Consider the following 13316-nt stretch of genomic DNA (forward strand, 5'->3'; position numbering starts at 1 on the left):
AGTCGATCGTCACATCTGGATCGGCTCTTTCCAAACTCACCAAAGTATCCCGTCTTCACTTATTTCCTGCACTCCTTACCTGTGTTCCCACTCTTCTAATACACCTTTTATGAAAATTCAGCCTTCTTGCAAGAAAAAATAAGCCATATAAAACAATCATTAAGAAATTTGATATATTTTATTTAACCAAAATGCGATACAGATAAACCGCAATATGGTTTAATAAATGAGTTTACAGCAAGTATCTTTCAACATTTTTAACTATGGGAAAACAATAATGAAAAACCATATTAAAATTTCAGCGATTACTCTCTCATCGGTTACTAGCGTATTTTGGCTAAATTCAAGTTATGCCACAGAACTCAAGGTCAATTGTTTTTGGCCAGCGCAACATATAGTTTGCCAAGAAGTATTACCCACTTGGCTAAAGCAGGTCGAGAAAGCGTCCCAAGGAAGGGTAAAAGGTAAGGTCTTAGCAAACTCAGCTGCCAGCCCAGAGGAGCAAGTTCAAGCGGTTGAAGCAGGTATCATAGATGTCGCCGTGCAATTTAATGGCTTTATACCTGAGCAAACGACAGGTGCACTCGTTGCTATGACGCCTTTTGTTGCATCCAATGATGCCAGAGCCATGTCATCTGCTTTATGGCAAACAAACCGAAAGTTTTTTCCAGACGAGTTAAACCAAATTCACCTTTTATCTCAGTGGGTAATTTCACCGGCTGAGCTATTTAGTCAAACTGAAGTGCCAATAAACTCAATGTCAGAACTGAGGTCTCGCACCCTTTGGTCTTTACCCGGTGTACTAGAAACCCTAATGAACCAAGTCGGCGCTAAAGTCATTGCTATTCCACCCGTAAGAGCGAGTGAAGTAATCAGCACTGGCGTGGTTAACGGACATATTGGCTTAGACCCTGGCGATGTCAGTGCGTTTAATCTCTTTCCTTATACAAAATCTATGACGCGCTTTAAACACAATGTGTATGCAAGTGGCTTCTCTTTAGTGATGAATAAAACCGTTTGGCAAGGGTTATCTCCTGAAGATAAAACGGCACTCTCTTCAGTAAGCGGTGAAAGCTTTGCTCAATTAGCCTCTGGTTACTGGCAAGACACGACGCAAGCAGCTTTTAATAAGTTTGAATCAAAAGGAGTGACTATTATCGATGCCGACCCAAGCTTTGAAGCTGCCTTGAAACAAGCATCTTTACCTATGACACAAGCGTGGATTGAGAAAGCAAACAGCAAGGGAATCGATGGACAAGCTGCTTATGATTTTTATACTCAGCAAATACTTAACCTATCTCAATAAGCAAAAACTTAAGATGATAAATTTATGTCCATTTGATTAAAAAGGTAAAATGTTGGCTTTGGGCCCTGCCGTTTAGACTAGGCCCAACTCAATTTAGATTTGTATCGATTAAGCCAAGATGAAAGCTAATTAAAGCGAAACTTGATTGAGATTTAGTTCTGCCTGATAAATACTCTCTATGTTATGATGCAAAATCATAAAATGATTAAAAATTAATAAGATAAAAGAAAAATTATGGAAAAAGAAAGCAGCTCTCGCCAAGGCGTTCAAGTAATTGCACGAGCAGCAGCCATTTTACGTGTGCTAGAAAATCAGCCTGATGGCCTTAGTTTAGGCGCCATTGCAAAAGCGCTCGGTTTAGCACGTTCAACGGTGCAGCGTATCGTCTATGCATTAGATGAAGAACGCTTTGTCATTGCTGCCTCGCCCACAGGAAGAGTGAGATTAGGTCCAGGCTTAGTATCGCTTGGATCAGCGGCTAAAGCGGATATTGATAGGGTCATCTTGCCCTACATGAAACAGCTTTCGGATGAGATTGAAGAAACTGTTGACCTATCCGTCCATGATGGCTCATCCATGATTTTCATCGATCAAATTATCACTGAAAAGCAAAGACTAATGGCCGTTTCGGCTGTCGGTCAGCCCTTCCCTATCCATAGCTGTGCCAATGGTAAAGCCGTTCTAGCGGCCATGAATGATGATGAGATTAATAAATTACTTATCTATCCTCTTGAACGTTCTACCAACAAAACCTTGATTGAAGAAAATGAACTTCAAGAAGACATTAAAAAGATTCGTAAAACTGGCGTTGCCTTTGATTTAGAAGAACATCATCAAGGCTTATGCGCTGTGGGAGCTTGTATTTCTGGTCCATACGGGCAAAACCTTGCTTTATCTATTCCTGTGCCATCTGTTCGTTTTTACGGAAATGAAGACAAGTTAGCTAAAACTTTATTAAAGTACTGCGATATTATAGAAGTGGCGTTAGGCAAGGTTTCTTAATTTTTCTTACTTATTGCTTTATTCCTACATATAAAAATGCCTTTCTTATCTCTAAGAAAGGCATTTTTTATTCCTTGCTTGCACCTAATTACTCTTTGTTAGACATCTCTTTAAGCTCGTCATTCGACTCTCCTTTAGAAAGGGTTTTCGAGTAATAAAGGGAGACTAGGTAAAAAACAACACCAAAAGCAATCACGCCTAACATCCATAGCTCAGTACCTGCATCAAGACTCATGATTAAGCTCCTAGTTTCTCAATAATTTTAGACACTAAAATCGACGCCAAGACGATGCCCATAATAGTAACAAACGAAATAAGTAGTAGTTCTGTCGCAAAATTCATTACTTTTCTCCTATCCAATTAAGCTTGTGCTGTTAGAGGTTGCTTTGTGTCTTTCGACTCTCTGAATAAACCGGGTTTTGCATGAGCCACTAAGGCATTACCTATCAAGGTGGTTAACAAAGAAACAATGGCAACGATATGAGCATTTTCAAATGCAGCTAAACCTATGCTGTGCTTGATATCACTAAAAGACCATAGCAGGTTCACTATCCATGCAGATAAGACAACCATAAGGGCAACACCTGAATGACGTTTCCAATAAAGGCCTGTCACTATGATAAAGAAGAATGGTACTAACCAAGCAAATAACCAAGTAATTGCCAAAATAACATTTGGTTGGAAGAAAAAGGTCATACTAGCTGCAATGATACCAATTAGAATGATCACATTACGGATCACACTTTGCTCCATTTTAGCGGACAATCCACCTTTAACATTCGCTCCAACTATGTCTTTAGCAAAGATGGTTGCTGGCGCAAGCGCTGACATGGCAAAGGTTGAAAGCAAAGCACCTAAAAAGCCAGCTTGAAGTAAAACCACCAACCAAGAAGGTAAAAGTTCAACTATCATGGTTGCCCCTGCTAACTTTGGCCCTAAAGCCGCAAACTCAGGAATCGTTGCGGCTGCCAGCCCCACCAGCACAGGAAATACTCCAAACATGCCGTTTATGGGTGCAGCTATCCATAATGAACGCTTGATGACCTTTTCATTTTTTGCAGACATTGCTGATTGCATGCCTTGTTGGTTAACAGATTGAGAAAAAACCACTGAGAAAATCGCCGCCAAGGCAAAGCCAACTAACAGATCCGGCGTCCCTAAAATGGATAATTTAAACGCTTGATCATTCTCAACATAATGAGCTGTCACCCCTTCCCAACCGCCGGGAATAACAAAGGCAAGATAAATACCAGCAATGATAATAGAGGCATACATGACAATGGCATTGATCAAGTTGACCCACATAGTTTGCTTTATTCCCCCCATACAAACATACGCAGTACCTATGGCAGCACCAAGTACAGAAGACCAACCTAATGACCAATCTGACATAGCAGAAATACCTATACCTAATGTTTGAGTTTCAAGCGTCACAAGCCCGAACACAACCATGGCACCAACGCAGGCGGTATAGGTTCTTAACCGCTTGTTATAAAGTTTGCCAATCAGCTCAGGAATAGTCGATGTGCCTATTCGACGGATCCAACGCCCTGTTCCTAAGCAAATAACACAAATTAATATGGTATGTGCAAAGCAAAACCAAAGCGCTACGGCCCCCAACACAAAGGACATTTCCATTAACCCGTATACGTGAGCAGAGCCAAGATAGGTAATCGCGATAGTGACTGAAAACATAGCAATACCGGCATCACGCCCCCCTAAAGCCATGTCAGTAATTGAGTGAGTTTGCTTTTCTTTCCACCTTAGATACCAACCTATTCCACCAATCACAAAGATGTTATAGATAAGAACCATGAGTAATATACTGCTCATACTAAACCTCGATAATATTATTTTTATTTTATCTATAGGAAAGTGAGGTTTAAGTTTCCTCTTCTCAGTCTGATAAAACAAATCGTCACACACTAAGACGGGAATACCGCTTTCGTCACTTCCCTGGTTATTTATTCATTAAGAATAGGTGATTAAATGCCAAAGGATTAACCGGCGGTACAACCTCCATCAACGTAAAGTGTTTGACCATTCATAAAGTCTGATGCGGGCGCAGAAAGGAAAAGAACCGTTCCTATCATGTCATGGGTTTCGGCCACACGCCCCATAGGAAGACGCGCTAAAAATGGGGCGATTCGAACTGGATCTTCACAAATTTCTTGAGTAAGAGGAGACTTAACTAACGTCGGTGCGATCGCATTCACATTAATATTAAAACCAGCCTCTCTGCCTTTAAACGCCCATTCAGTTGCAAGCTGTTTAGTCAGATTATCCACAGCGGCCTTTGATGCCGCATAGGCAGTATAACCATCTGGATGACCACTAAAGCCTCTCACCGAAGAGGTGTTGACTATCTTGCCATGCCCTTGTTGCATAAAGTATCGTCCAAATACCTGGCATGGAATCAAGGTGCCTGTGACATTTACCTGCATAACTTGATTAAACTTATCGGCGGGCATTTCCTCTGCTGCCGCCCTAAAAGCCATGCCGGCATTGTTAATCAAGATATCTATCTTCCCAAAATCTTGATCGATTTTCTCCACTAAGCTTTGCAATCCAACTGGGTCGGTCACATCTGATGCGATGGCAATGCAATCGCCCCCAACGCGTTTGACACTGGCAACGGTTTCTTCAAGGGTGGACATATTTCTTGCCGTCACCACCACTTTTGCACCATGCAAGGCAAAAGCTTGAGCGTATGCCGCTCCTAGGGTGCCATTCCCCCCTGTGATGACAACCACCTTTTCTTTTAGGTTGAATATATTAAGAGCAAAAGTATTACTCCAGGTTTCTGTCATAGACATAATTGACTCACTTTTTATTTTTCTTAGCCTGATTTTTAGGTTTTGATGGGACTTAATGCGTCGATACAGTCACCAAAGCCGTTGTCGTTTTATTAGTATGATTAAACACACTGCGACCTTCATTCGGGTATATGGCAATCGAATCCCCCTCTGCTAATAAAAGGGATTCGCCACTAGCACTGGTTACTGTCAGCTCGCCTTTTACGATGAAATAGGTTTTTTCAAACTCGGCTCCGAAGCTGCCTTTTTCATACTGCATCTCAGCACCACCTTTAGGTAAAAAATAAGACAGACCTTGCCAAAACTGAGTAATCCCAGTTTCTTCTTTGCCTTGAAGCTTAAGCGCAGTCATATCAAAATGGGCTGGAGGGTTATAAGGTTGAACCTTATCTAGTGATACTTTTTTCATTCTTTATCACCTCATTGAGCACGAATTAGATGAGATGAGCCCAATATTCTATTAAGCTCACCTTTTAGGGTTCTTTCTTAAATTGGTAATAACCTAGTGATCACCGTATGGGTAAACTCGGGTTGGTACATCATTGAGATCGGCTTCGTCAATTTCAGCGACTAATCGCACCATGGAACCATCTCCTTCTACCCAACGTATTGGGAAGCCCATGATCTTAAAGCGTTTACCCACCACTTTTTCCAAGTCACCACCGACATTTTCCCATCCGGTAATGCCATTACCTAGCATGAGCTTATGACAAGGTTCCCAAGTTCCCCCTGTGCCTGCTTTTTCTTCAATTTCACCGTACAACTCATAATAGGCAGACTCACCATGGAGCTTGATAAAGCGGTCTTTTTCGAACCAGGCGTAAGCATCTTCACCAAACTTTTCAATAAACTCATCAACAATAGGTTTGCCACTTTTACCCATGAGATTCATAGGAATGCCATTACGCCCCATAGAGGTATGTAGAGGATGGTCTAGGGCTTGTTGGTCCATACCCACAGTTTTCACCTTGTGTTTCACGAACCAATGCCCTGCTTCTACACCACAACCTGTGGCATAGTGGAAGTAGTCTTTTGAATCATCCCAGTTTAGGTGCATACCCGTTCTTAGAATCACTATCATGCCTTCTAGCTCTTCGTTCTTCATACCGGCTCTTCGGACGGCATCATCAAGATCTTCAGCGGTGATTAACCCCCAAACATGGGTTTTAATATCTAGACAAACAGCATCGCCATAATACTCATCAAGCTCCATTTCGTGAGTATACCGAGCACGCCTTCCATCGAATTCTTTATCCATAACATGACGCGGCGAGTCAGCATGGGTACCACAATGCATCACAATTTTAAGTGATTGGGTTAACACACCAGATTTAGCGATACCATGCACTGTATCTATGTCTGGTTTTTTAAAATAAGGCCAAACTGGCATGTTAGGGCCAAATGGATGGCTTAAATCAACAAGTACTTTCTTACCCATAATTTCTCTCCTGCATAGTGAAATTAGATGATTGACCACCTTAATTTGGTGGATGATTAATTGTTTTTAGTGAAACCTTAAGTACGAGCCAGCAACATCTCGGGGGTGTTTTGTAAGCTCAAAATCTGTCGTGTTTCATCTGGGGTCGCGATTGTTTTATCTAGCTCTGCCACCATTCGCTTGGTGCGCTCAACAAACTCAGTGTTTGATTTCGCTAACTGGCCTTTTCGATAAAAGATGTTGTCTTCCATGCCCACACGAACATTTCCACCTAGGGCTAGAGCGGCATACATAATGGGAAGATGACCACGGCCAATCCCCAGTGCAGACCAAGTAAAATTGTCACCAAGGTTGTCTTTGCAAACACTCAGTAAAAACATGAGGTTTTTCACTTCCGCCGTCATACCACCTGGTGCCCCCAGTACAAATTGAATATGAGGGGGGGTCTGAATCAGCCCTTTTTTGATGTAATAAAGCAGGTTGTAAATCATGCCCACATCAAAAATCTCAATCTCAGGTTTCACATGACAATCCGCCATTGCGACTGCAAGCTTCTCCAGAAATTTAGGGCTATTTTCAAAGATGGTTGAGTGAGCCCAGTTCATAGTGCCAGCATCAAAAGAGGCTATTTCTGGACGTAACTCTTGAAAAGGTCGCATACGGGTTTCGTCATCCAACCCAAGGCCACCCGATGTGGTGAGATTAATCACTATGTCTGAACGAGAGCGAACTAATTCAACGGTTTCAGCAAACTTATCAAAATCCATGGATGCGTTGTCTTCATCGTCTCGAACATGAATATGCGCAATTGAGGCTCCTGCTTCACCACAAAGTACTATCTCATCCGCTTCCTCTTGCGGTGTTAATGGCACATAAGGTGAGTCAGCTTTTTTGGGCCAAGCCCCGGTACATGCAACGGTTAATATAACTTTATCTTCAAGTGACATGGTGAACCTCGATCTTGAAATAGGTTGAGTTAAAAGTGGCCTTTCTGGACCACCAGAATAAGAATATAAGGCTTAACTTTGCTGGGTTTGATTCACTTTTAAGAGATAATCAACTAGGTCCGATTTCACTTTATTGGCCTCTTTTTCTGACCATGACATAAAGCCTCTACCAGCCTTCATGCCCAGTTCGCCCTTCGCGACTTTTTGCTGTAAAAGCGGCGATGGCGATTCATCTCGGTTAATACCTTTTAAAATCACATTGTGAATATCTAAAGTAAGATCCAAGCCAACCAGATCGCTGTTTTCAATCGGGCCTAACACAGGTAAACGCAGACCAAATGAATTTTTTACAACCACGTCGACGGTTTCAGCGTCACAAACACCGTCATTGATTAACGCAATAGCTTCGCGCCATAAGGCATGTTGAAGTCTGTTACCGACAAACCCCGCAACATCTTTTTTGACATGTACAGGCTTCTTACCGACCTGCTCTAACAAATCAATTGTTTGATCAACAACCCAATCACTGGTGGTTTCTGACTGAACAACTTCAACAAGCGGAATGAGATAAGCAGGGTTCCACCAATGGGTTCCAACAAGACGGCCTTTATGGTCCAAGTCTTGGCCTATTTCTTTAATGGGAATAACAGAGGTATTGCTTGCCAGAATGGCATTCTCTTTAACTAAAGGAAGTAACTCTCGGAAAATGGCGCGTTTGACCTCAAGCTGCTCTGGCGCGGCTTCAAACACAATATCAGCACCATCTACCGTCTCTGCAAGACTGTTTGAAACGATAAGATTCTCAAGACAATCATGAGGTTCTTTTACCAAGTCTAAATTCTGACGCAGACGATCAGCTAGGCTTTTCAACGAAGATTCAACAGGGTCATAAACCCTAACCAGCTTACCTTGGCTAGCAAAAACCTGTGCAATGCCAGCGCCCATAAGACCTGCGCCGATAACGGCGATTGTGTTTATATTTTGCATTATCTATTGCTCTTATTTTTATTTTGGTGCTTAAAAAGAAACGTAATTAACAAATGGATAAACGACTCTTTTTAGCTAGTCTTGCAATAAATACTGTACCGCAAAACGATACATGTCAACCACAATACGGCCATTATTTATATTTCAATTACCTGACTCGCTCTTTTTGGATGATGTACGAAGGAGAAAATATCGCCTTAAGATTCTGATTAGTAACAATAAAAAAAATATTTTCATGCTTTTATAGGGCAAAAAAAAGACTCTGTTTTTTTAAAAAGAAAAAGGGTAAAAACGTTTTTTAGGCAGCTCTTAGCAAAAAATAGATTTTTAAAACTGAGTAAATTGATCCAAATAGAGCGCTTACGTCTAACATGATGAATCTAAAAAAGATTAAAAATCAGGTAGTCAATTTGCTTAAAGGTTGAGACTTTTTGGCTGGTGTTTCTTTTTCTAAATTGGTTGAAGTGTGATTTAGATTTAAAGCTTTTTAATTGGATTAATATGAGCAGATGTTAGGAGACAGAGGTCTTATTCAAATTACAAAAACGAGAACATAGCCTAAAAATATAGAAGCAAAAAATATAGACGTAAAAGGGCTCGATATTAGCCCTTTAGTGCCCATGGAACGACTGTTGTTTTCAGATTAAGGCCAAGCGTACATCAGCTGCGCACTTTTCTGCATCATGAATTTCGACATATGTTTAACCGCAGTATCTCGCATATAACAGGCAACTGGGTTAGAAAAATTTGTTAATTGACCTATTTGCCAAGCGGTTTTAACTAGGTTGTCCACTTTCTTTCGTCTTGCTTTTTCAAAGATCTTAAATGCCGCTTCAGCATCCTGATCTTGACTGATAGCTGATGACAGAGTTTGCGCAAGAAGATGTGCATCTTCAATAGCTTGGGCACCACCTTGCCCTAAGTTAGGTGTGCTTGCATGAGCCGCATCTCCCATCAAAACTACGTTCCTATCTGACCAATTAGATAAAGGCGCAAGATCATAAATAGGATCTTGAATAATTTGGTTTGGCAAAGTGCTTTCTATTATGGCTTGCACTGGAGAAAGGTAGTTTTCGAATTGACTAATCACTGATGGAAAATCAACACTTTGTTCTAAAGGAAATTTTTGATGTTGCGTTGCATACCAGTAGACTTGCTCAGGTGCAATTTTCACGAACCCAAACCGGGTGCCTTGCCCCCAAATTTCGGTGAGCTGAGTACGCCACTTTTCATCGAGTTCGATATTAGCGACACCACGCCAACAAATTTGCCCAGAATAACGTAAACTGGACTCAGCAGAATGACGAGAAAACAAGCTGTTTCTTACCTTGGACCTAAGGCCGTCTGCACCAATCACAAAATCTGCACTGATATTAACCTTATTGTAAAAATCCACTTTTACTTTATTCCCGTTAAAATTGAGATTGTCACACTTATGACCAAGATTGATCTGCTTATTGTTAAGCTTGTTTAGTAGCAGTTTTTGCAGCTCTCCCCTGTGTATTGCATGGGTTTGAAAGCGTTTACCATGATATGCATAATTTGTTGATGAAGATGAAAGCACTTCCCCGTTTGCATTCATAATCACCATGGATTGAATCGGCTGAGCAAAGGGTTTTAACGCTTCAACCAGATTATATTGAGCCAATACAGCCATAGCATTTGGTGGAATGAGTATGCCTGCACCTTTAACACTAAGTTCAGGTGCAGCTTCAAATATTTGATACTCAATACCTTGAGATTCAAGCGCTATGGCTGTTGTTAATCCACCAATACCTGCGCCAACTATGATTCCTTTCATTTTTTACCTCTTACAATCGGATGTTAATCTTTTTGCATCAAGCGCTAATAAGAGCATAAGCAGGTTAAAAAAGGCAAAGCCTTATCTCAAAAAGCATTCACGAGTTGCTATTTATCCCATTATCGCTAGCGTGCCTCCTCTCTATTCGAATAAAAAGGAGACATTACTAGCAAGACTTAATCTATTAATTGGTACCCGTTGCCCAGAGTGCTTTACCAATATCTGAATAGATCACGAGATTACCATCGCTTTGCATGATAATTCGGTTGCCATTTGGATGAGTACCTGAAGCCCATTTAGCCTTACCTTTTGCATCATAGATAACCAAGTTACCATCGCCTTGGAAGATAGCGCGATAACCTGATCCCTGATTTGTACCACTGGCCCAAAAAGCTTTTGAGATAGTGCCAGAGTCTTTCTTGTACAAAACAAGATTGCCATCACCCTGCATACTCAATATGCGAGTTTTGGTTTCAATAGATTCACCTGCTTCTAAACTAAATTGGCCTGCATAGAATGAAAGCATGCTTTTTAACTCTTCTGGTTTAGCTTTTTTAAACTTTAATTTTGCCTTAATTTTTTGAGGATTAAGTGTGTCTTTCACCTTAGACATATCTATTTTCTTCTTTACGTTACTCCCATCGATTTTATCTATTGCCTGCTTTTTCGACTTTGCTTTTGAAACCTTATCAGATAGATTCACCTTGTTACCTCACTTTGCTAACAGTTAAATTCCAACCGTTTGAACCTCTTAAAACAGGCAACAAGATTATTAAATAATGTGAGATTAGCGCTTGGTTTTATCAATGGAGATATTGGGTGAGCTGATCTCAACATGGAGTCCGTACATTAAATAGCGACTAATGACTAAAAACTGAAGTTAGCTTACCAAGTAAGAAAATAAGCTTTTGAACAAAGTCCTCTGTATAATCAATTGATACTATTAAGCTTTAACTTATAACATTTCTTTGGGAGGCAAGATGTCGGCAAAACTCTATATTCGTTCTTTTAGCTTTGCCACATATACGCATCTTCACGACTATAGCCAGTTGGTTATTCCTATTCGTGGTGCTGCTGATAACTTCACCGAAATGGGAAGCGGGCGTATCGGCCCAGGTCAATGTATTGTCTTTCCTAAAGGATGTGAGCACAAGTTTGTACCGGATGAAGGTTCAAGCTTTTTAGTGGCAGACATGGAAGAACTCCCTCCTAGCCTAGCGTGCCTTTCTCATCCTGTTATTAGCATTCCTCCTGCACTTCAGCTTTTTTGTGGTTATGTTGAAAAACAGCTGGAATACCCTATTAGTAAGCATTTATATGAATCTATGGGGGAAATGTTTATGACAATACTAGAAGAACAGACCTTTATTCCAAGACTAGATCCAAGAATTGCCAGAGTTTTAGAATACTTTGAAAAAGATATTAGTGTGACACCGAGTCTTGGGAACCTGCGAATAAGTCCTCCCGCCTCAGCGTGTGGATAAAAGCACCTAGATTTATGGCGAGGTGCGCAACTTAATAGTTATTCTATTGATAAGCTCCTCAACGTCAAGATAGGGCTTTTAGACCACGCCCTTCGGGTCTTTCAGAAAAAGTAACACCCTGCGTTATCCCTTTTTGAAAGGTACCTACATTACTTCAAAGTGATGCCTTGATTGGTACTTTTTCTGAAAAGACTGAGAAGAGGTGACTTAATCGCAGGTTCCCTAACTACATTAGCGCAAGTAGCCTGCTTAAGTGTGAGCCAACTTAAAAATCTTTTTAAAAAAGAAACAGGCCAGACCACCAGCCAATATTTATTATCTATTCGTATGACTAAAGCAAGAGGACTACTTGCTCATACAGATACCCCCGTGAATATCGTAGCGAATAGCGTCGGCTATCAAGACCTTTCAGCCTTTAGCCACCGCTTTTCAATTTATTTTGGGCATTCTCCCAGCAATTCACGCCATCAATAATAGTTTGATCTTTTCAAATAAGTTAATCGGCTTTTTACAACATTAAATAATTTCCAATATGGGTATACTGCAACACATCATTTAAGAGGAATAACTGATGAATTCACGTAAAGATATTGATCGTTTAGCCATCACGATCGTTGCCCTAGTCAGCTTAATTTGGGGCTTACAACAAGTCTTTGTTAAAGCAGTAGCATCCGATATGTCACCTGTTTTACAAATTGCATTAAGATCTGGCATTGCAGCTATTCTCGTAACAAGTGTCATGCTTTGGTGAAAAGAGACTTTAATCAATCGCAGCACCTTCAAACCAGGAATTATCGCAGGCTTACTTTTCTCTCTTGAGTTCTTTTTTGTCGGCGAAGGATTACGCCATACAACAGCGTCTCACATGGTTGTCTTCATGTATACCGCCCCTATTTTTGTTGCATTCAGCCTTCACTTCACCGTTAAGTCAGAACAACTCAAGCCACTTCAATGGTTCGGCATTATCGTTGCTTTTATCGGGATATCGCTGACATTCCTTTTAAGAGAAGCAGAATCAGGTACAGCAAGTGCGCCAAATATGCTTTGGGGAGATTTGTTGGCTATTTTCGGTGCTATCTCTTGGTCAGCAACAACCGTACTTGTGCGTAAATCAAGTTTAGCCTCAGCCCCAGCAACACAAACCCTCTGGTATCAGTTGATTGTTTCATTTGTCGTCATTTTTATTGTGGCGATAGTAACAGGGCAAACCCAATATTCATTGACCCCAACCGTTATGGGTAACCTAGTTTTCCAAGGAATCATTGTCACCTTTGCAAGTTACCTCATTTGGTTCTGGTTACTAAGGCAATATTCAGCTTCGCAACTTGGTGTGTTTACCTTTATGACACCCATGTTTGGTATAGGGTTTGGAGTATGGATTTTAGATGAGCCACTTGAAATGAGTTTTATCTATGGCGCCATTTTAGTCATGCTGGGCATAGTTCTCGTTAATGGACATAAACGCATTGCATCAGGCCTTAAACTTTTATTGCGTAAACCAATCTCTTAAAAACATACTTTTATTAGAGGTGCAT

15 protein-coding genes are annotated in these 13316 nt (G+C 40.9%); 6 read left to right on the forward strand and 9 right to left on the reverse strand.

Annotated features, from left to right (window positions below; all coding sequences use genetic code 11):
- Positions 1 to 277: 277 nt before the first annotated feature.
- Positions 278 to 1306 (forward strand): TRAP transporter substrate-binding protein, encoded by a 1029-nt coding sequence (locus OA91_RS10900; RefSeq protein ID WP_197477794.1) that lies wholly within the window; start codon positions 278 to 280, stop codon positions 1304 to 1306.
- Between the two features lie 234 nt (positions 1307 to 1540).
- Positions 1541 to 2308, forward strand: coding sequence for an IclR family transcriptional regulator (locus tag OA91_RS10905; protein WP_063338249.1), 768 nt, complete (start codon positions 1541 to 1543; stop codon positions 2306 to 2308).
- A gap of 88 nt (positions 2309 to 2396) precedes the next feature.
- On the opposite strand, the gene OA91_RS24295 is transcribed toward OA91_RS10905, so the two are convergent.
- From OA91_RS24295 to OA91_RS10945, 9 genes are all read right to left on the reverse strand, one after another.
- On the reverse strand, positions 2397 to 2543 hold the full coding sequence (locus OA91_RS24295) for a hypothetical protein (RefSeq protein WP_157196905.1): 147 nt from the start codon (positions 2541 to 2543) through the stop codon (positions 2397 to 2399).
- Positions 2544 to 2668: 125 nt separating this feature from the next.
- Complete coding sequence (locus OA91_RS10910; RefSeq protein ID WP_063338250.1) at positions 2669 to 4141, reverse strand: sodium:solute symporter family protein; 1473 nt, start codon at positions 4139 to 4141, stop codon at positions 2669 to 2671.
- 167 nt (positions 4142 to 4308) lie between these two features.
- Positions 4309 to 5124, reverse strand: coding sequence for an SDR family NAD(P)-dependent oxidoreductase (locus OA91_RS10915; protein WP_063338251.1), 816 nt, complete (start codon positions 5122 to 5124; stop codon positions 4309 to 4311).
- A 52-nt stretch (positions 5125 to 5176) separates the two neighbouring features.
- Positions 5177 to 5533, reverse strand: a complete 357-nt coding sequence (locus OA91_RS10920; RefSeq protein ID WP_046016468.1) for a cupin domain-containing protein — start codon at positions 5531 to 5533, stop codon at positions 5177 to 5179.
- 93 nt (positions 5534 to 5626) lie between these two features.
- Positions 5627 to 6562, reverse strand: a complete 936-nt coding sequence (locus OA91_RS10925) for a cyclase family protein (protein ID WP_046016467.1) — start codon at positions 6560 to 6562, stop codon at positions 5627 to 5629.
- A 77-nt stretch (positions 6563 to 6639) separates the two neighbouring features.
- A complete protein-coding gene (locus tag OA91_RS10930; protein WP_063338252.1) occupies positions 6640 to 7509 on the reverse strand; it encodes a 3-keto-5-aminohexanoate cleavage protein in 870 nt (289 codons plus the stop codon).
- A 72-nt stretch (positions 7510 to 7581) separates the two neighbouring features.
- On the reverse strand, positions 7582 to 8496 hold the full coding sequence (locus OA91_RS10935; protein ID WP_063338253.1) for a 3-hydroxyacyl-CoA dehydrogenase family protein: 915 nt from the start codon (positions 8494 to 8496) through the stop codon (positions 7582 to 7584).
- Positions 8497 to 9139: 643 nt separating this feature from the next.
- Positions 9140 to 10297: an FAD-dependent monooxygenase gene (locus OA91_RS10940; protein WP_063338254.1), complete on the reverse strand. Its 1158-nt coding sequence runs from the start codon at positions 10295 to 10297 to the stop codon at positions 9140 to 9142.
- A gap of 184 nt (positions 10298 to 10481) precedes the next feature.
- Positions 10482 to 11000 carry a hypothetical protein gene (locus OA91_RS10945; protein ID WP_063338255.1) on the reverse strand — a complete coding sequence of 173 codons (519 nt, stop codon included), beginning with the start codon at positions 10998 to 11000 and terminating at the stop codon, positions 10482 to 10484.
- Positions 11001 to 11277: 277 nt separating this feature from the next.
- On the opposite strand from OA91_RS10945, the gene OA91_RS10950 reads away from it, so the two are divergent.
- The 4 genes from OA91_RS10950 to OA91_RS10960 all read left to right on the forward strand — a co-directional run bounded on the left by OA91_RS10950 (position 11278) and on the right by OA91_RS10960 (position 13291).
- A complete protein-coding gene (locus OA91_RS10950; protein WP_063338256.1) occupies positions 11278 to 11781 on the forward strand; it encodes a hypothetical protein in 504 nt (167 codons plus the stop codon).
- Positions 11782 to 11952: 171 nt separating this feature from the next.
- Positions 11953 to 12255 (forward strand): helix-turn-helix transcriptional regulator, encoded by a 303-nt coding sequence (locus OA91_RS10955; protein WP_063338257.1) that lies wholly within the window; start codon positions 11953 to 11955, stop codon positions 12253 to 12255.
- 97 nt (positions 12256 to 12352) lie between these two features.
- Entirely contained in the window at positions 12353 to 12532 is a 180-nt protein-coding gene (locus OA91_RS24430) for a hypothetical protein (protein ID WP_197477796.1), read from the forward strand.
- Between the two features lie 39 nt (positions 12533 to 12571).
- Positions 12572 to 13291, forward strand: a complete 720-nt coding sequence (locus OA91_RS10960; protein ID WP_442919125.1) for a DMT family transporter — start codon at positions 12572 to 12574, stop codon at positions 13289 to 13291.
- Positions 13292 to 13316: the final 25 nt, after the last annotated feature.

This window comes from Marinomonas sp. SBI8L (genome assembly GCF_001624705.1).
In the GTDB taxonomy this organism is placed as follows: Bacteria; Pseudomonadota; Gammaproteobacteria; order Pseudomonadales; family Marinomonadaceae; genus Marinomonas.